A 21,957-nucleotide genomic window follows, 5' to 3' on the forward strand; every position below is an offset into this window, starting at 1 on the left:
CCACGGCATCGTGCCCTCCCTCGAATCTTCGCAAATCCGAAGGAATCACAGCCTACCGAGATCACTCACTCCTTTTTCAGTCAGGCTCTCAGGATGACGTCTGAATGCGCGGGTCGGTGCGCCCCGCAATCTCATCTACTGCGCTTGGCCCGGTGTCCCGGCAAGCCGCTTGTTAAAACTCTCGACATTGATCAGACCGCGAGCGTGGCGGCCTTCGCCGAGCTTGCGCGTGCCCTCAAAAGCCTCGACCTCGAAGCGGATCACGCGGCGCTCGACCGCGACCACCTTCGCGGTGGTCCGCACGGTGGCCCCGACGAGGGCAGCGGCGAGATGACGGATATCGACCTCGGTCCCGACCGTGACCCAGCCGGGACGCAGCGCGGCGCGGATGGCGTCGCCCGACGCCATCTCCATTTCGAGGATCATCATCGGCGTCGCGTAGACCATCGGCATGCCGGGCACGAAATGCCCGACCGTGCGCTCCGGCGGCACCACGAGCATGCGCTCGGCGCTCATGCCGATCCTGATGAAGTCGCGTGCGTCCATCGGTGCCTTGCTCGTCACGCGAAGCGTGAGCCTGGAATCTGGAGATTGTTGATCGAGATCCCGGGTTCGCGCTAATGCGCGCCCCGGGATGACGCGCTTTCGCGCGTCATTTCTTCGCCGCAGCCGCGCGCTCGACGAACGACTTGCCGCCCTTCATCTTGTGATGCAGCGGCGCTTCGTTGATCTGGATCACGACCGCGTCGGCATCGACGCCGAGATTCTTCACCAGCGCCTGGGTGATGTCGCGCATCATGCCGAGCTTCTGCTCGTCGGTGCGGCCGGCGGCCATGCTCACGGTGATCTCAGGCATTGTTGCTCTCCCTCTTGTTGTCGCCATGGCCGGGCTCGTCCCGGCCATTCACGTCGCCGCGCATCAAACAAGAGGTGGATGCCCGGCACAAGGCCGGGCATGACGTCACAAGCGAATGGCTATCCCCACGCCACGTCATGCCGCGCCAGGACCTCGCGGACCCTGGCGACCAGATCGGCCTCCGCGCAGGAGAACTGCGCCGGACGCGTTTCACGCCATTCCTGGTTGGAGGCGATCGCGGCGGCGGCCTTGGCGCCCTCGATCAGATCCTTGATCTGCACCTCGCCGCGCGCCTTCTCGTCCGAGCCCTGGATGATCACGCAGGGCGAGTTGCGGCGATCGGCATATTTGAGCTGATTGCCCATGTTCTTCGGATTGCCGAGATAGAGCTCGGCCCTGATGCCGGCCTGGCGCAACTGCGCGACCATCTTCTGGTAGTCGGCGATGCGATCGCGATCGAACACGGTGACGACGACAGGACCGAACTCGGCCTGCGTATGGAGCTGGCCGAGCATCGTCAGCGCGGCCTGCAGGCGCGACACGCCGATCGAGAAGCCCGTTGCCGGCACCGGCTCACCGCGGAAGCGCGAGACCAGGCCATCGTAGCGGCCGCCGCCGCCGACCGAGCCGAACCGCACCGGGCGGCCTTTCTCGTCCTTGGTATCGAGCAGCAGCTCAACCTCGTAGACCGGGCCGGTGTAATATTCGAGACCACGAACGACGGTGGGATCGATGCGGATGCGATCCGCGCCATAGCCGGACGCCGCGACCAGCTTGGCGATCTCTTCGAGCTCGCTCACGCCGGCCTGACCAACTTCGCTCTTCGCCAGATAGGTCTCTGCCGCAGCAATCGCCTCTCGCCAATCGTCGCGCTGCTGCGTGACGGCCAGGACGATATCGGCATCCGCGGGGCTCAGGTCGGCGCCCCTGGTAAAGTCGCCCTTGCCCTCTTCGCCGCCATCCCACCGCCCTGGACCCAGCAGCTTGCGAACCTCGTCGGCGGGAAATTTGTCGAGCTTGTCGATCGCGCGCAGCACCGTGAGACGGCGGCCTGCATTCTCCTCGCCGCCGAGGCCTATCGCCTCGAGCACGCCGTCGAGCACCTTGCGGTTGTTCACCTTCACCACATAAGAGCCGCGCGGAATGCCGAGCGCTTCCATCGTGTCGGCTGCCATCATGCAGATCTCGGCGTCGGCCGCCGGCGTCGCCGAGCCGACGGTGTCGGCGTCGAACTGCATGAACTGGCGGAAGCGACCGGGACCGGGCTTCTCGTTGCGGAAGACGTAGCCGAACCGATAGGACCGATAAGGCTTCGGCAGCGCGTCGAAGTTTTCCGCGACATAGCGCGCCAGCGGCGCGGTCAGGTCGTAGCGCAGCGAGATCCACTGCTCGTCATCGTCCTGGAACGAGAACACGCCCTCGTTGGGACGGTCCTGGTCGGGCAGGAACTTGCCGAGCGCGTCGGTGTATTCCATCGCCGGCGTCTCCACCGGCTCGAAGCCGTAGAGCTCGTAGACGGCGCGGATCTTCTCGACCATCGCCCGCGTGGCATTGATCGCGGCCGGGCCACGATCTTCCAGCCCGCGCGGCAGGCGCGCCTTCAGTTTCTGGGGTTTTTTGGGTTTCTCGGCCATGAGCGGCCGTTTACCAGCCGGCGCGTTAGGCGGCAACCGGTGCATCCAGGACCGTCATTCCGGGGCGCGTCGAACGACGCGAACCCCAATTCGCAATTGCGAATTGTGGAATCTCGAGATTCCCCGGTGCGCAATTGCGCACCTGCGGTCTGGTCCTCGGACCTCCCGGCATGACGGTGCCGGTCAGGCGACGTTTCGGATCCAGTTATGCGGGTCGTTGGTGCGACCGTACTGGATGTCGACCAGCTTCTTGCGCAGGCCCATGGCGACCGGGCCGGCCACGCCGCCGCTGATCTGGAAATCGCCGCTCGCCGAGCACACCTTGCCGATCGGCGAGATGACGGCCGCGGTGCCGCAGGCGAACGCCTCTTTCAGCTTGCCGCTGGCGGCGTCGGCGCGCCATTGCTGGATCGTATAGGGCTCCTCGCGCACACGCGTGCCGGCATCCTTGGCAAGCGCGATGATCGAGTCGCGGGTGATGCCGGGCAGGATGGTGCCGAGCGGCGGCGTCAGCAGCGAGCCATCGTCGAACGCGAAGAACACGTTCATGCCGCCGAGCTCCTCGATGTAGCGGCGCTCGACCGCATCGAGGAACACGACCTGGTCGCAGCCCCGTTCGATCGCCTCGGCCTGCGCGCGCAGGCTGGCGGCATAATTGCCGCCGCACTTGACGGCGCCGGTGCCGCCGATGGCGGCGCGCGTGTAATTCTCCGACACCCAGATCGACACCGGCGCAGGGCCGCCCTTGAAATAGGAGCCGACCGGCGAGGCGATGACCGAGAAGATGTATTCGGCCGACGGCTTCACGCCGAGGAATATCTCGCTCGCGATCATGAAGGGCCGCAGATAGAGACTCCCCTCGCCGCCCGGGATCCAGGCGCGATCGATCCGCACCAGCTGCTCGACCGCCTCGATGAACAGATCCTCGGGCAGCGGCGCCATCGCCATGCGTTCGGCCGAATCACGGAAGCGGCGGGCATTGGCGTCCGGCCGGAACAGGTTCACGCCGCCATCGTCGCGCTTGTAGGCCTTGAGGCCTTCGAAAATTTCCTGGGCGTAGTGCAGCACCGCGCCGGCCGGATCGAGCGGAAAATTCGCGCGGGCCTCGATGCGGGCGCTGTGCCAGCCCTTGCCCTGGCTGTAGCGGACGATCGCCATGTGATCGGTAAAGACCCGGCCGAAGCCGGGGTCCACGAGCTTCGCCGCGCGATCCTTGTCGGACGTCGCATTCGGCGAAGGCTGGATGTCGAATTTCAAAGTCATTTTTCTTGCTTTCCGCTGTCGGAACCGGCGCGATACCCGGCGCCGGCCTGTTTCCCCCGGAGCCATCAGGCTCGGCTGGCCCGAACTTCACCACCGCCGACCGCGCCGCCGGCTTCCATCGCCAACATGCCGTTTAGACATGCTTTTGCGGAATGCTGAAGTCCAGTATGTTTGCCGAAATGCCGCTCGACAATCGCACGGTAGTCCAATTTGCGGCCCAAACCGCCTCACAGGCTCGTTCAGGCCGCCTTAAACACTGTCGAGGACAAAACGACCTAATGTTTCGTCGTGACAGGCAGTTTTGTAACATTGAACCCAAGATACGTCAATATGACTGACATAAATTTCTCAGGCATGGCTGCCAAGCCCGATTCGCAGGGAGACGATCATGCCGCGGCGGCGGGGGCGCGCGACCTGCGCTGGGACATCATCGAGCTGTTGTTCTTCGCCTACCGCGACTTCGTCGGCGATGCCGACCAGGAGCTGGAGGCGTTCGGCTTCGGCCGCGCCCACCACCGCGTCATCCACTTCGTCACCCGCTATCCGGGGCTGAAGGTCGCCGACCTGCTCGACGTCCTGCGCATCACCAAGCAGTCGCTCGGGCGCGTGCTCAAGCAGCTCTTGGACGAGGGCTATATCGTGCAGAAGACCGGCAACAACGACCGCCGGCAGCGCCTGCTCTATGCCACCCCGAAGGGCGAGGCGCTGGTCGCCAAGCTCGCCGGGCTGCAGACCGACCGCATCAACCGCGCGGTCGCCGGCATCGATCCGGCCGGCGTCGAGACGGTTCGCCAATTCCTCCGCGCGATGATCGACCGCGACGATCCCGACAAGGTGCTCGAAGCGATCTTCGGCGGCGGCAGAAAAACGAGGGAGTGAAGCGGTGCAGGCTGCAACCATGATGCGCGCGCCGGTCGAGCCGGCCGACGACGCGCCGCATCTTCTCCTGGTCGACGACGACCGCCGCATTCGCGACCTGCTGTCGCGCTTTCTTTCCGGCGAGGGCTATCGCGTCACGACCGCGATGAGCGCCACCGATGCGCGCGCCAAGCTGCTCGGGCTGCATTTCGACCTGCTGATCCTCGACGTGATGATGCCCGGCGAGAACGGCTTCGACCTCGCCCGCTTCATCCGCAGCTCCTCGACGGTGCCGATCATCATGCTGACCGCGCGCCACGAGGCGGAAGCCCGCATCGAGGGCCTGCAGATCGGCGCCGACGATTATGTCGCCAAGCCGTTCGAGCCGCGCGAGCTGGTGCTCCGGATCGGCAATATCCTCAAGCGCACCGCGCCGCCGCAGGTCGCAGTCGTCGAGCAGATCGCGTTCGGCCCCTACATTTTCCACATCGAGCGCAGCGAACTGCGTCAGGGCGAAGAGATCATCCATCTCACCGATCGCGAGCGCGAGATGCTCCGCATCCTCGCCAGCGCGCCCGGCGAGACCGTGCCGCGCGCCGAGCTGACCTCTGGCGGCACCGTCAACGAACGCGCGGTCGACGTGCAGATCAACCGCCTGCGCCGCAAGATCGAGCACGATCCCGCCAATCCGCTGTTCCTGCAGGCGGTGCGCGGCATCGGCTATCGCCTGGTGGCCTCGCCCTGAAGCGCGATGAGACCGGGATGAATTGTCATCGCGCTTCAGATCCTCATTTGAGCATGATCTTGCCGGAAAACCGCTGCGCGCTTTTCCGGATCATGCTGTAGAGCATCCGCATGAGCACGCTCGACTCCGGCCTGACCCTGATCAAGAACGCCTCGCAGCGCGTCTCGAAGGCGAACGGCTGGATGGGCAATGCGTTCAAGAGCTGGATGCCGACCGGCCTCTATGCCCGCGCGCTGCTGATCATGATCGTGCCGATGGTGATCCTGCAGACCGTGGTGGCGTTCGTGTTCATGGAGCGGCACTGGAACACGGTGACGCGGCGCCTGTCGGCCGCGGTGGTGTCCGATATCGCGGCGCTGATCGACGTCTACAAGAGCTACCCGCAGGACAAGGACCGCGCGCAGCTTCGCCGCATCGCCCAGAAGCTGCAGCTGGTGGTCGACTTCCTGCCCGGCGGCGACATGCCGCCGCCGGGGCCGAAGCCGTTCTTCTCGCTGCTAGACCAGACGCTTTCGGTGCAGCTCGGCCGCCAGATCAGCCGTCCGTTCTGGATCGACACCGTGGGCAAATCCAATCTGGTCGAGATCCGCGTGCAGCTCGACGATTCGGTGATGCGGATCTTCGCCCAGCGCAGCGCGGCCTACGCTTCCAATTCGGAGATCTTCATCTTCTGGATGCTCGGCACCTCGACGATCCTTTTGATTGTCGCCGTGCTGTTCCTGCGCAACCAGATCAAACCGATCCTGCGGCTCGCCGACGCCGCCGAAAGTTTCGGCAAGGGCCGCGAGGCGCCGAACTTCCGGCCGCGCGGTGCGCGCGAGGTGCGGCGCGCGGCGCAGGCCTTCATCGAGATGAAGGCGCGCGTCGAACGTTCGATCGAGCAGCGCACCGCGATGCTCGCCGGCGTATCGCATGATCTGCGCACCATCCTGACCCGGTTCAAGCTCGAGCTTGCCCTGATCGGCGAAGGCCCCGAGATCGACGCGATGCGCAAGGACGTCGACGAGATGTCGATGATGCTGGAGGATTACCTCGCCTTCGCGCGCGGCGATTCCGGCGAGGTCGCGCAGCCGACCGACATGGCGTTGGCACTGGAGGAATTGCGCAGCGACGCCGAACGCCACGGCCACACTGCAACCGTCGCGTTCCACGGCCTGCCCGTCGTCACTGTGAAGCCGGCCTCGTTCAAGCGCTGTCTCGCTAACCTCGTCTCCAACGCGGCGCGCCACGCCAACACGATCTCGATCACCGGCCATCGCGACCATCGCTATCTCAACGTCACGATCGACGACGACGGACCGGGTATCCCCGCCGACATGCGCGAGGAAGTGTTCAAGCCGTTCCTGCGGCTCGACGATGCCCGCAACCAGGACGAAGGCGGCACCGGGCTCGGCCTTGCGATCGCCCGCGACATCGCCCGCTCGCATGGCGGCGACATCATGCTCAGTGAAAGCCCGATGGGCGGCCTGCGCGCCGTCGTGCGGGTGCCGGTGTAACATCGCGATTTCGAGCGAAGCGGACGCCGGTTCGCGTGAAGAAAACGCGTCCAAACAACAAATTCGAGCTACCAGCGGTAGGACAAGGTGCCGATGACCTGCCGCCGTTCGCCGGCATAGCAGTAACCGGACTGGCAGGTCTGGTAGTGCGTGTCGAACAGATTGGTCGCGTTGACGCGCATGGTGGCGCCGAGGAAGCGCCGGTCCAGCTTGCCCAGATCGTAATCGATCACCGCATCGAACAACGTCGTCGCCGCGTTCTGGAACGTGTTCTGGTCGTTGCCGAAGTTCGTCCCGATATAGCGCACGCCGAGACCAAGCCCGAGCCCTTCGACGGGCACGCCGGACTGGAACGTGTACTTGCCGAAGGCGGCAAAGGAATTCCTCGGAATGCCGGAGAGCTCATTGCCGGTCGTATCGGGATTGCCCTGCGTGATCACGACGTTGAGATGGGTGTAGGCGGCGGTGAGATCAAATCCCTGCTTGAGCGCCAGCTTCGCCTCGAGCTCCACGCCCTTGGATTCGACCTGCCCGGTGGCTGCCTGGAACGCCATGTTGTTCGGATCGGTGCGCAGCACGTTGTCCTGCGTGATGTCGAACACCGCGGCGGTCAACAGCACCGGAAGGTTCGGCATCTGGTACTTGATGCCCACTTCCTTCTGCTCGCCGGTGGTCGGCCTGAACGGCAATCCGGACGCATCGACGCCGACCTGCGGGGCGAATGCTGTCGCATAGCTGACATAGGGTGCAATGCCGTCGTCGAAGACGTAGCTCAGCCCCGCACGGCCCGTGAAGGCGGTCGCTTTCTGCGTCGACGGCACGCCGTCCAGACCAGCGGTCGTCGTCTGCGACACCCAGCTCTGACGGCCGTTGAGCGTCAGAATGAAGCCGCCGAGCTTGGCTTGCTCCTGTGCATAAACACCGACCTCGTCGGTCGACTGCTTGTTGAAGATCGAGAAGGCCGGCGTCGCGATCGCCTGGGCGCCGTAGTTCATGGTCAGGAGATTGAGATCGGGCGCCGGCCCGTAGCCGATCTTGTCGTTGTAGTAGGAGTGGCCGTAGTCGACGCCGAACAGCGCCGTGTTCCTGATCGCGCCGAGCATGAACTTGGCCTCGACCTGATTGTCGAGCGTCACGGTGTTGAAGCTGTCCAGGATCCGCCAGGCCGACCGCGACGCCAGATTGGTGTTGCTGTCGATCGAATCGATCTGGGTGTATTTCGCGTCGACGTCCACCTGATAGAAGCGGAAGTTCTGCCGCACCGTCCACACGTCGTCGACATTATGCTCGAACGCGTAGCCGACCCGATATTGCTTCTGATCCATGGCGCTGAAGGCCGGATCATTCGAATAGATGTTGGTCAATTGTCCGTCAGACGTGCGGAAATTGCCGATGCTCGCGGCGGTTCGGCTCTTTTGATATTCGCTCAAGATGGTGAAGGACGTGTCGGCGTCCGGCCGCCAGGTCAGGGCGGGCGCGATATAGGCGCGATCGTCGTCGTTGCCGGGGTACCAGGTCTTTGCGTCGCGCAGCAGACCGGTCAGCCGGTAGTACAGCTGATCGCTGCCGGGCACCGGACCACCGACGTCGAAACTGCCCTGGTAGCGGTCGTAGGTGCCGCCCTGCAGTTGCACCTCGCCGAACGACGTCAACGGCGGCCGCTTGGTCGTGACATCCACGATGCCTCCCGGAGAGCCGAGGCCATAGAGGCCCGAGGCGGGACCACGGAGGATCGACACGCTGTCGAGACCGTAAGGTTCGATCTTGGGAATGGCGAAGTTACCGCCGCCCTGACGCAGGCCGTCGCGATAGATCCCGGTATAGGTCGCATCGAAGCCACGGATGTAGAAGCTATCGAACCTTGGATCATAGCCGAACGCCGTGGTCGTCACGCCGGGCGTGTAGCTGACGGCGTCCTTGAGCGTCTGAACGTTGCGATCCCGGAGCTCCTTTTGCGTGACGACCGAAAGCGACTGCGGCGTTTCGATCAGCGCTGTGCTGGTCTTGGTACCGGCAGTGCTGGCGGTCGCGACGTAACCCGTCGTCGTACCGATCGCGCCACCTACGCCTTGCGACCGCGGAGCCTGGCTCTGGGCGGGCGCAGTCGTATTGCGGCGCCGGTTCGCCGCGGCCGCGCGCGATGCCCTGGTGTTCTGGCTCGAGACGACGGCACCGCGCTTCTTTGCGACGCCAGGTTCATCCACCGTCACTGCGGGAAGCTCGCTGACATTATTCTGCGGAGGACTTGCCTGCGCCTGAGCGCAGGCGACGTCCGCGCCCATCGGCACAAGCACGACCGAACCGAGCAGCGCTGCATTGATCGCAGCATTTGATGCAAGCAAGCCGCGCTTGCTCCGCAACGAAGCCATTCCCACCGAACAAATCACCACACGCCCAGACTGATCTTGATCGAGCCGCGCGTTTGTCACCAAGCGCGCAGCAATTGGGGCGGACTACTATCGGCGGGATGAACGAAATTCCACACGTGCAAAATAGAATCCATTGAAACGCACACGATGCGAAACACTGGAACGATTCAAGTCGCGCAACGCTCGAACAGTTCAAAACGACATGTTGGTGCGTCAGGCTTTCGACATCACGAATGCGACGCGCGTCGTCTCTCGCAGAGAGTCTCGAACGCGAGGCACACAGCGATCGTTCAATGATGTTGCTCCGGCGACAGTGGCGAAGCCCCATGCGCTGACGTCACTGCGGTGACGTGCACCGTCCCATCCACCACATTGCGAGCTGACGGATCGCGTCGACACGCACCCGATGCCAGGCTTCGCGAAGCAATATCTTGCTCCGCAAGCGGAGGGACGGATTGCCGCGTCGCGTCAGCGCAAAATTGCTTTGCAAGCTTGTCGCGAGCTGCTCGAAATGATGGTGGTGCAAGGCGGCGCAAGCCTCTCAGAATGAGAGGCGATGTATTCAGGCGCGCTGCAACGGCCGAAATGCGCGCGCGCTACTTCTGCTTGGGCAGGAGGCCCTTCAGCTTTTCCATGTCCTTGACGTTCATCTTCATGCCGCCGGGCATGATGATGTCACCGGCCTTCTGGTCGCTCTTGCAGGCGCCGAGCCATTTCGCCTCGATGGTCATCGTGGTGTCGCGCGAGCCGGCCGCGCCGCCCTCGGCATGCGAGGTGCTCTTCACCGTGTAGGCGGAATTGAAATCACCGACGATCTCGGCATGGCTCTGCATCGTCATGCCGGCGACGCTGCAGACGCTGTCGCTGACATAGCCGGTCGCGGTCTTCTGGATATCCTGCTTGGAGCAGACTTCCTTGGCCATCGGCGAGGCCGCCGCGCTCATCTCCTTGTCGGTGGTCTCGTCGGTGCAGTGCTGCATGGTGATTTCCGGCATCGGCCCGCCGGTGCGCACCATCTTCATCTCCCACAGACCGGCCTTGCGGATCGGCAGGTCGACCGCGCTTGCGGCGCCAGCGGACAGGACAAGGCACACAGCCGAACCAAGCAAGCCAAGCTGTCGGGTCATGCGGTCGGCTCCCGGCTGAACGATCGAAAGATCTGGTGCGCGCTCAGTAGAGCGTGCGCAGCGGCCTCTGGGCTGCGCCATAGGGCACCCAGCGACAGGCGAAAGAGATGTAGCCGCCCGGATAGTTCTGCATCGCAAGGAACTTGACCACCTTGCCGTAAGAGGCGCAGTGATCGACGGCGAGCTGCCGGGCGTCGTTCTGGGTCGCCTGCGTATAGGCGATGATACCGCCGGTATCATTGCCCTTGAACGGCGGCACCGGCTGCATCCAATCGGCCCGCGCCGGCACAACGGCCAGCATCCCGCAAACGGCAACCAGGCAAGCGGCCAATTTCCTTCGCATCGCAGACTCCATTTCGCTTCGAGCCAACATAGAGTGCGCCGGCGACCGTGAAAAGAACGAGCCGGGTCCCCAAAGTGGACTTCTCCGCAGGTGTTGCCGCGCTGCACTTGACCTTGCCGGGGCTTCGCGGCACCGTCCGCGGCATCGGATAATCGGGTGGATTCCCATGCGCAACCTGTTCAGCTCCCGCAATAAACTCGGCCGCAAGCTCGGCCTCGGCGCCGCACTCGTGGTCGGCACGCTGGCTTTCGGGGGCGCGGCCCAGGCCGCCAATCCACTCGAAATGAATTTCTGGCTGTCCGGCCCGCGCTATGACGGCAATGTGGCCCCGTGCGAGAAGGCCCTGACGGTCATCAGCACGCAATTCCAGGAAAAGGAAGCCACCTTCTGGAATTCGCCGCTCGTGATCACCGGCTTCAACGGGATTCACGAAACCGCCTTCCGTCCCTGGCAGTCCGACAATATTCCGCGCCGCTATTGCACCGGCGAGGCCATGCTGAGCGACGGCAAGGTGCGCAAGGTGCACTATTCGATCATCGAGGACGGCGGCTTTGCCAGCATCAATCAGGGCGTCGAATGGTGCGTCGCGGGGCTCGACCGCAACTGGGCCTATAACCCGTCCTGCAAGGCCGCCCGGCCCTGATCTCCGACCAGACTGCCAAAGCAGGAGCCGCCGCCATTTGGACGGCGGCTTTTTGTTCTTGAAATGTTCTCACGGCCTGCTAGGCTCTAGGCGGTCAGTGAGGGGAGCGTTTGATGCCTCGGTTGGACACAATTTCCCGATTTTTGATTTCGGTTGCCATTATTCTGTGCAGTGCGGTCGGGGCCTCGGCCCAGGATCGCCGCCAGAATGCGCCCGGTGAGTTCGATTTCTATGTGCTGTCGCTGTCGTGGTCGCCGTCGTTCTGCGAGGCGGCGAGCGAGCGCGGCAACAACGGCCGCGGGACGCAGGCGCAGTGCGGCGGACGGCCCTACTCCTTCGTGGTGCACGGCCTGTGGCCGCAATATGAGCGGGGCTTCCCGGAATACTGTCAGCGGCCCTCGCCGCGCCTCGCCCGCAGCATTATGAGCTCGATGCTCGACCTGATGCCGGCGCCCGGGCTGATCTACAACGAGTGGGACAAGCACGGCACCTGCTCCGGTCTCGGCGAGCGCGCCTATTTCGAAGCCATCCGCAAGGCCCGCGCCACGGTGAAGATCCCCGAGGAATTCCTGCAATTGTCGGAGCCGAAGACGGTCGCGCCCGACGAGCTGGAGACGGCGTTCATCAAGGTCAATCCGGGCCTCAGCAACTCCGCGATCTCGGTGACCTGCGACAGCAAGCGGCTCAGCGAGGTGCGGATCTGCCTCAGCAAGGATCTGCAATTCCGCTCCTGCGAGGAAATCGATCGCCGCGCCTGCCGCCGCGATCAGGTGCTGATGCCGCCGGTTCGCGGCGGCTGAAACTCCCTGCGTCATGGCCGGCAGACCCGTGCCGCGCGGCGTCGCGCAGAACGTCCCGGTCACCTGCGCCGTCGCGAAACGAGCAGGATAAGGCGCAGATGCCCGGGAGCCGGCTACGCCAAGGCTTCGCTACGCCAAGGCTTCGCCGAGCTCGGATGTTGACCCCGCCGAAGCTTCAGCGAAGGCCGGGACAAGCCCGGGCATGACGAGTACAACATGCGCACCCCTTGGGAGCGCAGCACGATCATCACATGAACTACCGTCACGCCTTTCATGCCGGCAGCTTTGCCGACGTCATCAAGCACATCGTGCTGGTGCGCATGCTTACCTATCTGCAGGACAAGCCGGCGCCGTTCCGCGTCATCGACACCCACGCCGGCGCCGGCCTCTATGATTTGACGTCGAGCGAAGCGCAGCGCGGGGGCGAATGGCTCACCGGCATCGCGCGGCTGATGCAGGCGCGGCTGTCCGACAAGGCGTTGCCTCTGATCGCGCCCTATCTCGACATCGTCAGAGCCTTCAATCCGAAAGGCGAGCTGAAGGCCTATCCTGGTTCGCCGCTGATCGCGCGGGCGCTGCTGCGTCCGCAAGATCGCCTCACCGCCTGCGAGATCGAACCGACGGCGCGCAAACAACTGATCGACGCCTTGCGACGCGACGCGCAAGCGCGCGTCGTCGATCTCGACGGCTGGATGGCGCTGCCCGCATTCGTGCCGCCGAACGAGCGGCGCGGCCTGGTGCTGATCGATCCGCCGTTCGAAGCGAAGGACGAGTTCGAGCGGCTGGCCAGTGCTTTCACGGAAGCATTCGCGAAGTGGCCGACCGGCACGTATCTTTTGTGGTACCCCGTAAAAACCCGGAGAGCCACTGATGAGCTAGCGCGCAGTGTGGCCGCTGCAGCGGCAGCGAGTCGGCCCGCCGGCAAATGCCTGCGTTTGGAATTCAGTGTGGCACCGCAAGAAGCAGGCGCAGGCCTCGTTTCCACAGGGCTTTTGCTGGTGAATCCGCCGTGGACGCTGGCGAATGAGTTGAAGATCATCCTGCCCGAACTCGAGAAGCCGCTCGGTCAAGGCGGTGCAGGGCGCTTCAGACTCGAGACGCCTAAAGCTTGATCGACAGCTCCTACTGAAAAGTTCAATTTTGAGCATAGGCAATTTGCGCGGAACCGTATTATGCTCATCCTGTTACGACTGGCTTTACGTTCCGCTTCCGCGAATGGTTGCGGCGGAGTGACAAGGCCGAAATAAAATCCAGGCAGACCGGCGGCGTGACGCCGGCCTGTTCAGGTGGCCAAGCTTCCGACAAGCGAATGTCGGTCAACCGCTACGCGGCGTGCGCGTAGCGGTGGAGCAATACGGGGGAGGAGTTTCCCGATGGCCATGACTGGGACAGTCAAGTTCTTCAACGGAGAGCGTGGCTACGGCTTCATCAAGCCGGATGATGGCGGCCGCGATGTGTTCGTTCACATCACTGCTGTCGAGCGTGCAGGATTGAAGGACCTGACTGAAGGACAACGCATTACGTTCGAGGTTGAGCCCGACAAGAAGGGCAAGGGCCCGAAGGCGGTCAACCTGGTGGTCTCATGAGCGCTCGCGATGCGCGGCTCGTGATGAACGCCGAATGAGGCGTTGCGTGTGAGTTGACCGCCGAGCGCGCGGCTGGCGTGCTCTGGATGACCACCTGCATGATGCGGACGCGACCGGCGGTGCCGCATATCCCACACGTGCGGCCCACCGATTGGATTCGCGGACGCCGCGGCGTGCATGCCGCCATGCGCGACGTTGAGATCATCAACACAAAGAAAAACCCGGCCGCGCAAGGCGCGGCCGGGAGTTGATGGTCGACGTTTTCTTGTTCTCAAAAGTGATAGTTGATGCCGGCGCGAACCAGGCTGAAGCTGTAGCCGTTCGACACGCCACCGGTGATCGTGAAGTTGCTGTTGGCAAGGTCGACGTAGAGATACTCGATCTTGGCGCTCCAGTGCGGGGCAAAGCCCATTTCGGCGCCGGCACCGACGGTGAAGCCCGCATTGGTGTGGCTCTCCGTGATGCCGAACGTCTCGCCGCGCAGTTCGCCGAAGGCGAGACCGCCGGTCGCGTAGAACAGCACATTGTTGACCGCATAGCCGGCGCGGCCGCGCACCGTGCCGAACCACGGGTTGGAGAACTTCCACGGCGCGAACCGGTCGTCGGCCGTGGTGCCCTGGATATCGGCCTCGATACCGAACACCCAGGGGGAGCCGTTCTGGAAGTTGTAGCCGGCCTGCACACCGCCGACGAAACCGGACGGCTTGGTCGGGTTGTTCTCGACCGAGCCCCAGCCATAGCCGACATTGCCGCCAAGATAGGGGCCGGCCCAGCTATAGGCATTGAGCGGCTGATAGACGGTATAGGGCGAACCGTAGTTGAGGTCCGCCGACGCCGCCGAGGTCGTCCAGCCTGCAACGATCAGTGCCAGCGCACGCGCGACAAACCGGGTCATTGGTACTCTCCACCACGCAACTGCCCGCAGCCCGCCGGCCAAGGCCCGGCGTGGTTACGGAATTCCACTTTTTTCGCTAAGGTTTATCGAGAGTTTTAAGTTAAAGGGCTGTTAAGCCCGGTTACCGGCCTGCTCATCAGTCTTAACAAGGTGTTACGCACGCCTGCCCGGTGGTCCGCGCGGGGCCGGTAACCTCCTGCAATCGAGGTGGTTTTCTTGGTGCCGTCAACGCTGGCGACCGGTCGCCCAAGCACTTAGTTTACGGCCCATGGTTCACGATTCTCCCGAGCGTCCGACGCCGGCCCCCAAGGTTGACCCCAAGGCTGATCCCAAGCCACGGCGCGGTTCAAAGTCAGACCTGCCGCAGGACGATCTGGCGCTCGATACCAGCGACGTCGATCCCGAAACCTCCGCCGCCGAGGAGGAGGACGAGGCACGCCTGCCCGAGGCTTCGGAGGACGCCGCCGAGGCAGTCGCCGAGGGCACGCTCTCGATCGGGCATGCCGCGATCGAGAACGCGGTCCGCCTCGCCCCGACCTCGCCCGGCGTCTACCGCATGCTCAACGCCGCCAACGACGTGCTCTATGTCGGCAAGGCGAAGAACGTCAAAAAGCGGCTGTCGTCCTATGCGCGGGCCAACGCGCCGCTGCCGGCGCGCATCCTGCGCATGATCGCGGCGACCACGCAGGTCGAGATCGTTTCGACCATGACCGAAACCGAGGCGCTGCTGCTCGAAGCCAATCTGATCAAGCAGCTCCGTCCGCGCTTCAATGTGCAGCTGCGCGACGACAAATCGTTTCCCTATATTCTGATCACCGGCGACCATTGGGCGCCGCAGATCCTCAAGCATCGCGGCGCGCAGTCGCGGCCGGGCCGCTATTTCGGCCCGTTCGCCAACGCCGGCGCGGTCAACCGCACCATCACGGCGCTGCAGCGCGCGTTCCTGATCCGCTCCTGCACCGACGGCTTCTTCGAAAGCCGCAGCCGGCCCTGCCTGCTCTATCAGATCAAGCGTTGCGCCGGCCCCTGCACGCGCGAGATCGACTTCCCCGGCTATAGCGAACTGGTGCGCGAGGCCACCGAATTTCTCTCCGGCCGCAGCCACGCCGTGAAGGAGCTGCTCGCGGCCGAGATGGAGAAGGCCTCCGGCGAGCTCGAATTCGAAACCGCGGCACTGTACCGCGACCGTCTCGCGGCGCTGTCGGCGATCCAGTCGCAGCAGGGCATCAATCCGCGCACGGTCGAAGAGGCCGATGTGTTCGCGATCCACCAGGAGGGCGGCTATTCCTGCGTCGAGGTGTTCTTCTTCCGCACCGGCCAGAACTGGGGCAACCGCGCCTATTTCCCGAAGGCCGAGAAGAGCTTCACGCCCGAGGAGGTGCTGTCCTCGTTCCTCGCGCAATTCTACGACGACAAGCCGCCGCCGAAGCTGATCCTGCTGTCGCACGAGATCGAGGAAAGCGCGTTGCTCGCCGACGCGCTGTCGGTCAAGGCCGGATCCAAGGTCGAGGTCTCCGTGCCGAAGCGCGGCGAGAAGAAGGAGCTGATCGGCCACGCGCTCACCAACGCGCGCGAGGCGCTCGGCCGCAAGCTCGCCGATACTGCGACGCAAAGCCGGCTGCTGGAGGGCATGGTCTCGACGCTCGGCCTGCCGCACACACCGAAGCGGATCGAGGTCTACGACAACAGCCACATCCAGGGCACCAATGCGGTCGGCGCGATGATCGTGGCGGGACCCGACGGGTTCATGAAGAACCAGTACCGCAAGTTCAACATCAAGTCCGAAGGGCTGACGCCCGGCGACGATTACGGAATGATGCGCGAGGTGCTGGAACGCCGCTTCAAGCGATTGCTGAAACCGCCGGAGGGCGAGGCCGCTGCCAGGACGAAAGCGGATGACGATTCGTTCCCGCAATGGCCCGACCTCGTCATCATCGACGGCGGCCGCGGCCAGCTCAACGCGGTGCGGGAGATCTTCCAGAATCTCGGGCTGATCGAGGTCTCGCTGATGGCGGTGGCCAAGGGTCCGGAGCGCGATGCAGGGCGCGAAACCCTGTTCATGCCCGACCGCGAGGCCATCAAGCTGGAGCCGCGGGACCCGGTGCTCTATTTCATCCAGCGGCTGCGCGACGAAGCCCATCGCTTCGTGATCGGCTCGCACCGCAAGCTGCGCAAGAAGGACATCCGCGAGGCCGGCCTGCAGGAGATCCCGGGCATCGGCCCGTCCCGCAAGCGTGCCCTGCTGCACCACTTCGGAACGCTCAAGGAGATCGAGCGGGCCTCGATCGCCGACCTCGGCAAGGTTCCCGGCGTCAGCGCCGAGAGCGCCCGCAAGATTTTCGAGTTTTTCCACGCCCAGCCGGGTTAAACCAAAGGCGAGTCATCAGGGCGTCGCCTGCGACGGGGCATCTAGGACATGATGCGGAAAAGTGTGAGGCAGTTATCCGAAAAGATCATGCTTAAACAACGAGCTAAGGCGCTATGACGATCCTGCGCAATCTGGTCGCGCTTGGCGCGTCCGCACGGTTGACCTTCTCGCTTCAGCGGTATTGGTAGAACGGATGAACATCGCCACGACCCGGGGACAGACCAAGACCATGTCCCTCCCGAATATCCTGACCTACGCCCGGATCGCCGCGATCCCGGTGGTGATCGGCTGCGTCTACTGGCAATCGATCCTGGACGGCCCGTTGTGGCTGCGCTGGGTGGCGCTGGCCGTGTTCATTGCGGCGGGGATCACCGACTATCTCGACGGCTATTATGCCCGGATGTGGGACCAGCAGTCCGCCTTCGGCCGGATGCTCGATCCGATTGCCGACAAGCTGCTGGTCGCCTCCAGCCTTCTGATGCTGGCCGCCGACAATTCGATCCATGGCTGGACGCTGTGGGCGGCGATCGTGATCCTGTGCCGCGAGATCCTCGTCTCGGGCCTGCGCGAATATCTCGCTGGGCTTCGGGTCAGCGTTCCCGTCACCAAGCTGGCGAAATGGAAGACGACGATCCAGCTGGTGGCGATCGGCTTCCTGATCGCCGGCGAGGCGGGTGAGCAGGTCTTCCCGGCCACCACCCTGATCGGCATCGTGCTGCTGTGGATGTCGGCGATCTTCACGATCTACACCGGCTGGGATTATTTCCGTGCCGGCATCCATCACCTCATCAAGGAGGATGAGGGATGAAGCTGAAATATTTCGCCTGGGTGCGTGAACGCGTCGGCAAGGCTGAAGAGATCGTCGAGCCGCCGGCCGACGTGCGCACCGTCGGCGACCTGATCGGCTGGCTTGCCGCGCGCGACGATGCCTACGCCTATGCGTTCGAGAAGCCGACAGTGATCCGCGCCGCGATCGACCACGCCCATGTCAAATCGGACGCGGCGATCTCCGGCGCGCGCGAGATCGCGTTCTTTCCGCCGATGACCGGCGGCTAAACCCCGACATGACCGTCGCAGCGACCATCCGTATCCAGCAAGCCGACTTCGACGTCGCGCAGGAGATCGCCGCCCTGAGCAAGGGCCGCACCGATGTCGGCGCGGTCGTCAGCTTCAGCGGCATCTGCCGCGGCAGCGAACAGGGCGAGCCGATCGCCGCGCTGACGCTCGAACATTATCCTGAAATGGCGGAAGCCGAGATTGGACGCCACGCCGACGAGGCGCTGTCGCGCTGGCCGTTGCAGGGCCTCACCATCATCCATCGTTTCGGCCGCATCGCGCCGGGCGAGAACATCGTGCTGGTCGTGACCGCCTCGGCGCATCGGCAGGCCGCGTTCGAGGCCGCCGAGTTCCTGATGGACTATCTGAAGACCAACGCACCGTTCTGGAAGCGCGAGGAAAGCGCGCGCGGCACGAGCTGGATCGAGGCGCAGGACCATGACGACGCGGCCGCCGCGCGCTGGACCAAATCCTGATGGCCAAACGCAGCAAAGTGCCGGCAAGGCGGAGCCCGCCTGCGCCGAAAGCGCCCAAAGTCGGCGCCGGCGAGCTTCACACCCTGTTCGATTTCCTGCGCTATGCCGTGAGCCGCTTCAACGCAGCCAAGCTCGTGTTCGCGCACGGCACCACCGATCCGGTGGCCGAGGCCGCGTTCCTGATCTGCGAGACGCTGCACCTTCATCCCGACCAGTTCGAGAATTTTGCCACCGCACGCGTCACCGTGGCCGAAGGCCGGCAGATCCTCGACCTGATCGAGCGCCGGATCGCGACGCGAAAGCCGGCCGCCTATCTCGTCAACAAAGCCTATATGCGCGGCCTGCCGTTCTATGTCGACGAGCGCACCATCGTGCCGCGCTCCTTCATCGGCGAATTGCTGGATTCGCATTTCGGCGGCGACGAGGACGGCAGCTCGCTGATCGGCGATCCCGAAGAGGTCGAACGCGTGCTCGACCTCTGCACCGGCTCCGGCTGCCTTGCGATCCTGGCCGCCCGGCATTTTCCCAATGCCGCGGTCGATGCGGTGGATATTTCAAAGGATGCGCTCGAGGTCGCCGCGCGCAACGTCGCCGACCACGGCCTCGACAACCGCCTCACGCTCTATCGCGGCGACCTGTTCAAGCCGCTCGGCGGCAACAGATACGATCTCATCATCTCGAACCCGCCCTATGTCGACACCGAAGGCATGGCGGCGCTGCCGCGCGAGTGCCGCGCCGAGCCGAAGATCGCGTTCGACGGCGGCGCCGACGGGCTCGATATCGTCCGTCGCCTGCTCGATGAGGCGAGGCAACATCTGACCCCGCAGGGCGGGCTGCTCTGCGAGATCGGCCGCGGCCGCGACAATCTGGAGGCCGCCTATCCGAACCTGCCGCTGCTCTGGCTCGACACCGAGGACTCCGAGGGCGAGGTGTTCTGGATCGCTGCCGCGGACCTCTGACCGGCGTGCCGCCGGCTCCGGCGATTTACGGAGCCCGATCCGGGCGAAACGAAAATCGTGTGCAGTTCCAGCCGGTTCCGAAGATCGCTGGCCCGTCGAATCAACAATGGTGCTAAGGTCGCGGTCCGGGGACGTTCGGACAGAGGGCGCGGGCGCGCGACATGATTCGCATTTCGACCATCTTCATCGCCATCTGCATGGTGCTGGTCGCAGCCTCGCTCGGCTTCGTGCTGTATTCGGTGGCGGGCATCAGCGGGTCGGAATCGGCGATCGTGGCGCTCACCGCCCTCACCTGCCTGATCCTCTACAACGCGGTCTCGATGCGGCTGCGCGACCGCAGCGACGTCGGCGGCCAGATCGCGGATCTGTCGCGCGGCACCGCCGACCTTGCCCGCCAGGTCGCCGAGTTCGGCCGCCGGCTGGCCGCGGTCGAAGGCCGCGTCGCCTCGGCCAACTCCACCGGCGCCGACCGGATGCAGGGCATGGCCGGCGAGATCAGCGAGCTCGGCGGACTGGTACGGCAGCTTGCGGCATCCGTCGCCCATCATGAGGATCTGCTGGCGGCGGCCCCGGCGGTGCAACCGGTCGCTGCCCCGCGCGACGATGTGCTGCAACGGGTTGCGCCGGCGCCGACCGTCGTGATGGCGCCTCCGCCGACGCCTGCGGCTGTGCCGGAGGTCTCGCGCAGCCAGACCCAACTCATTGGCGCGGTCAAGCAGGCCGTCGACGAGAACCGCCTCGACATCTACCTGCAACCGATGGTGACGCTGCCGCAGCGCAAGGTGCGCTACTACGAGGCGGTGACGCGGCTGCGCGACGAGCGCGACCAGGTGCTGGCCGCCGAGGATTTCATCGAGGCGGCCGAGGCCGGCGGCCTGATCGGCCGCATCGATCACATGGTGATGCTTCGCTGCGTCCAGGTGCTGCGCCGCCTGATGATCCGCAGCAAGGATGTCGGCGTGTTCTGCAACGTCTCGGCGGCGACGCTCGCCAGCCCGGCGCATTTCACCCAGTGTCTCGACTTCCTCGAGGCCAACCGCGCGCTGGCGCCATCCTTCGTGCTCGAGTTCAAGCAGGCGACCTTCCGCAATCTCGGCCCGACCGAGAGCGAAAATCTCGCGGCGCTGGCACAGCGCGGCTACCGGTTCTCGATCGACCATGTCAGCGACCTTCGCCTCGAGCCGCGCGAGCTCGCCGATCGCGGCGTCCGCTTCATCAAGGTGCCGGCAGCGCTGCTGCTTGACGACAGGCAGATCGCGACGTCAGATATCCATCCTTCCGATCTGTCCGACCTGCTCGGCCGCTACGGCATCGACCTGATCGCCGAACGGATCGAGGGCGAACGCTCGGTGGTCGACCTGCTCGACTACGATGTCCGGTTCGGCCAGGGGTTCCTGTTCGCGCCGCCGCGGCCGTTGCGGCCGGAGGGGGCATCTGCTACCGCCGAGGCTCCGCAGACCAACCCCCAGGATCTTAATGGCGCCAGCACTTCAGCCCCTGTCTCCAGCCCCGCAGCCCCGCCGCGCGCAACCGGCAGCGCCGCGCTGGCGCGCCGCGCCCTCGGTCCAAATTAGCCGGCAATTCGCATCATGACCTCGCTGCGTTACGTAGAGCGGCTGCGCGATCTCATTGGCGGCGTCGACGTCGTGCTGTCGGACATCTGGGGCGTCGTGCACAACGGGCTCGAGTCCTTTCCCGAGGCCTGCGAGGCGCTGCACACGTTCCGCCAGCGCGGCGGCACGGTCATCCTGATCACCAATGCGCCGCGGCCGGCCGATTCCGTGCAGCGACAGCTGCGCAAGCTCGGCGTCGCCGACGAGACCTATGATGCGATCGTCTCCTCGGGCGACCTGACGCGCCACTTCGTGGCCGATCATCCCGGCCAGAAGATCTTCTGGATCGGCCCGGAGCGCGACAGCTCGATCCACCGCGGCCTCGACGCCACCTTGGTGCCGCTGGAGCAGGCCGACTACATCATCTGCACCGGCCTGTTCGACGACGAGACCGAGTCGGCCGAAGATTACCGCGACACGCTGCTGAAGGCGCTCGAGCGCAAGCTCACGCTGGTCTGCGCCAATCCTGATATCGTGGTCGAGCGCGGCGACCGGCTGATCTATTGCGCCGGCGCGGTCGCCGAACTCTATCGCGAGCTCGGCGGCGAGGTGATCTTCTACGGCAAGCCGCACCGGCCGATCTATGAGCGCGCCATGGCGCTGGCGACCGAGCGCCGCGGGCGTCCGACCGAGCTCGGCCGCGTGCTCGCGATCGGCGATTCCGTGCGCACCGATCTCGCCGGCGCCCTCGGATTCGGCATCGATCTCCTGTTCGTCACCCGCGGCATCCATTCCGAACAGTTCGAGGGCATCGAGCAGCTCGATGCGGCCTCGATCAAGGAATTGTTCGGCCATCCGCCGCGCGCGCTGATGCGCGAGCTGAAGTGGTAGCGGCGCTTCACAGACAAAATATCGAAAACAACCCCATGC

Annotated in this window: 23 protein-coding genes; 15 read left to right on the forward strand and 8 right to left on the reverse strand. The window is 64.6% G+C overall.

Annotated elements, in window-relative coordinates:
* Positions 1 to 135 precede the first annotated feature (135 nt).
* From E2I15_RS24360 to E2I15_RS24375, 4 genes are all read right to left on the reverse strand, one after another.
* Positions 136 to 546: a thioesterase family protein gene (locus E2I15_RS24360; protein WP_137482681.1), complete on the reverse strand. Its 411-nt coding sequence runs from the start codon at positions 544 to 546 to the stop codon at positions 136 to 138.
* Positions 547 to 652: 106 nt separating this feature from the next.
* A complete protein-coding gene (locus E2I15_RS24365; RefSeq protein WP_018269806.1) occupies positions 653 to 856 on the reverse strand; it encodes a tautomerase family protein in 204 nt (67 codons plus the stop codon).
* 119 nt (positions 857 to 975) lie between these two features.
* On the reverse strand, positions 976 to 2,490 hold the full coding sequence (hisS, locus tag E2I15_RS24370; RefSeq protein ID WP_137482680.1) for a histidine--tRNA ligase: 1,515 nt from the start codon (positions 2,488 to 2,490) through the stop codon (positions 976 to 978).
* 183 nt (positions 2,491 to 2,673) lie between these two features.
* Positions 2,674 to 3,753, reverse strand: a complete 1,080-nt coding sequence (locus E2I15_RS24375) for a branched-chain amino acid aminotransferase (RefSeq protein ID WP_137482679.1) — start codon at positions 3,751 to 3,753, stop codon at positions 2,674 to 2,676.
* Between the two features lie 330 nt (positions 3,754 to 4,083).
* On the opposite strand from E2I15_RS24375, the gene E2I15_RS24380 reads away from it, so the two are divergent.
* From E2I15_RS24380 to E2I15_RS24390, 3 genes are all read left to right on the forward strand, one after another.
* Complete coding sequence (locus E2I15_RS24380; protein ID WP_137482678.1) at positions 4,084 to 4,632, forward strand: MarR family winged helix-turn-helix transcriptional regulator; 549 nt, start codon at positions 4,084 to 4,086, stop codon at positions 4,630 to 4,632.
* A gap of 19 nt (positions 4,633 to 4,651) precedes the next feature.
* Entirely contained in the window at positions 4,652 to 5,356 is a 705-nt protein-coding gene (locus E2I15_RS24385; RefSeq protein ID WP_038377300.1) for a response regulator, read from the forward strand.
* 110 nt (positions 5,357 to 5,466) lie between these two features.
* Positions 5,467 to 6,852 (forward strand): ATP-binding protein, encoded by a 1,386-nt coding sequence (locus E2I15_RS24390; protein WP_137482677.1) that lies wholly within the window; start codon positions 5,467 to 5,469, stop codon positions 6,850 to 6,852.
* A 68-nt stretch (positions 6,853 to 6,920) separates the two neighbouring features.
* Here the strand turns inward: E2I15_RS24390 and E2I15_RS24395 are convergent, their stop codons facing one another.
* From E2I15_RS24395 to E2I15_RS24405, 3 genes are all read right to left on the reverse strand, one after another.
* Positions 6,921 to 9,194, reverse strand: a complete 2,274-nt coding sequence (locus E2I15_RS24395; protein WP_246668336.1) for a TonB-dependent siderophore receptor — start codon at positions 9,192 to 9,194, stop codon at positions 6,921 to 6,923.
* Between the two features lie 623 nt (positions 9,195 to 9,817).
* The gene (locus E2I15_RS24400) at positions 9,818 to 10,348 is read right to left on the reverse strand and encodes a DUF3617 domain-containing protein (protein WP_137482675.1); all 531 of its coding nucleotides are present in this window, start codon (positions 10,346 to 10,348) and stop codon (positions 9,818 to 9,820) included.
* A 43-nt stretch (positions 10,349 to 10,391) separates the two neighbouring features.
* Positions 10,392 to 10,691, reverse strand: a complete 300-nt coding sequence (locus E2I15_RS24405; protein ID WP_137482674.1) for a hypothetical protein — start codon at positions 10,689 to 10,691, stop codon at positions 10,392 to 10,394.
* A gap of 166 nt (positions 10,692 to 10,857) precedes the next feature.
* Between E2I15_RS24405 and E2I15_RS24410 the strand changes: the two genes are divergently transcribed.
* The 5 genes from E2I15_RS24410 (at position 10,858) to E2I15_RS24430 (ending at position 13,971) form a co-directional block, all read left to right on the forward strand.
* Entirely contained in the window at positions 10,858 to 11,334 is a 477-nt protein-coding gene (locus E2I15_RS24410) for a hypothetical protein (RefSeq protein WP_137482673.1), read from the forward strand.
* A 113-nt stretch (positions 11,335 to 11,447) separates the two neighbouring features.
* Entirely contained in the window at positions 11,448 to 12,134 is a 687-nt protein-coding gene (locus E2I15_RS24415; protein ID WP_038377299.1) for a ribonuclease T2 family protein, read from the forward strand.
* A 251-nt stretch (positions 12,135 to 12,385) separates the two neighbouring features.
* Entirely contained in the window at positions 12,386 to 13,246 is an 861-nt protein-coding gene (locus tag E2I15_RS24420) for a 23S rRNA (adenine(2030)-N(6))-methyltransferase RlmJ (protein ID WP_137482672.1), read from the forward strand.
* 261 nt (positions 13,247 to 13,507) lie between these two features.
* A complete protein-coding gene (locus tag E2I15_RS24425) occupies positions 13,508 to 13,720 on the forward strand; it encodes a cold-shock protein (protein WP_016844477.1) in 213 nt (70 codons plus the stop codon).
* Positions 13,721 to 13,773: 53 nt separating this feature from the next.
* Complete coding sequence (locus tag E2I15_RS24430; RefSeq protein WP_137482671.1) at positions 13,774 to 13,971, forward strand: hypothetical protein; 198 nt, start codon at positions 13,774 to 13,776, stop codon at positions 13,969 to 13,971.
* A 20-nt stretch (positions 13,972 to 13,991) separates the two neighbouring features.
* On the opposite strand, the gene E2I15_RS24435 is transcribed toward E2I15_RS24430, so the two are convergent.
* Positions 13,992 to 14,615, reverse strand: coding sequence for an outer membrane protein (locus E2I15_RS24435; RefSeq protein ID WP_016844476.1), 624 nt, complete (start codon positions 14,613 to 14,615; stop codon positions 13,992 to 13,994).
* Positions 14,616 to 14,883: 268 nt separating this feature from the next.
* On the opposite strand from E2I15_RS24435, the gene uvrC reads away from it, so the two are divergent.
* From uvrC to E2I15_RS24470, 7 genes are all read left to right on the forward strand, one after another.
* On the forward strand, positions 14,884 to 16,983 hold the full coding sequence (gene uvrC, locus E2I15_RS24440) for an excinuclease ABC subunit UvrC (RefSeq protein ID WP_137482670.1): 2,100 nt from the start codon (positions 14,884 to 14,886) through the stop codon (positions 16,981 to 16,983).
* Positions 16,984 to 17,176: 193 nt separating this feature from the next.
* The gene (gene pgsA, locus E2I15_RS24445; protein ID WP_016844474.1) at positions 17,177 to 17,791 is read left to right on the forward strand and encodes a CDP-diacylglycerol--glycerol-3-phosphate 3-phosphatidyltransferase; all 615 of its coding nucleotides are present in this window, start codon (positions 17,177 to 17,179) and stop codon (positions 17,789 to 17,791) included.
* Positions 17,788 to 18,039, forward strand: coding sequence for a molybdopterin converting factor subunit 1 (gene moaD / locus E2I15_RS24450; RefSeq protein WP_069278866.1), 252 nt, complete (start codon positions 17,788 to 17,790; stop codon positions 18,037 to 18,039). Before pgsA ends, moaD begins: the two co-directional genes overlap by 4 nt.
* 8 nt (positions 18,040 to 18,047) lie before the next feature.
* Positions 18,048 to 18,515, forward strand: a complete 468-nt coding sequence (locus E2I15_RS24455; RefSeq protein ID WP_137482669.1) for a molybdenum cofactor biosynthesis protein MoaE — start codon at positions 18,048 to 18,050, stop codon at positions 18,513 to 18,515.
* A complete protein-coding gene (gene prmB / locus E2I15_RS24460; RefSeq protein ID WP_137482668.1) occupies positions 18,515 to 19,474 on the forward strand; it encodes a 50S ribosomal protein L3 N(5)-glutamine methyltransferase in 960 nt (319 codons plus the stop codon). The genes E2I15_RS24455 and prmB overlap by 1 nt, the downstream gene beginning before the upstream one ends.
* 161 nt (positions 19,475 to 19,635) lie before the next feature.
* A complete protein-coding gene (locus tag E2I15_RS24465) occupies positions 19,636 to 21,048 on the forward strand; it encodes an EAL domain-containing protein (protein ID WP_137482667.1) in 1,413 nt (470 codons plus the stop codon).
* A gap of 15 nt (positions 21,049 to 21,063) precedes the next feature.
* A complete protein-coding gene (locus tag E2I15_RS24470; RefSeq protein ID WP_137482666.1) occupies positions 21,064 to 21,918 on the forward strand; it encodes a TIGR01459 family HAD-type hydrolase in 855 nt (284 codons plus the stop codon).
* The last annotated feature ends 39 nt before the right edge of the window (positions 21,919 to 21,957 follow it).

This window comes from Bradyrhizobium sp. BR2003 (genome assembly GCF_009720285.1).
Taxonomy (GTDB): domain Bacteria; phylum Pseudomonadota; class Alphaproteobacteria; order Rhizobiales; family Xanthobacteraceae; genus Bradyrhizobium; species Bradyrhizobium elkanii.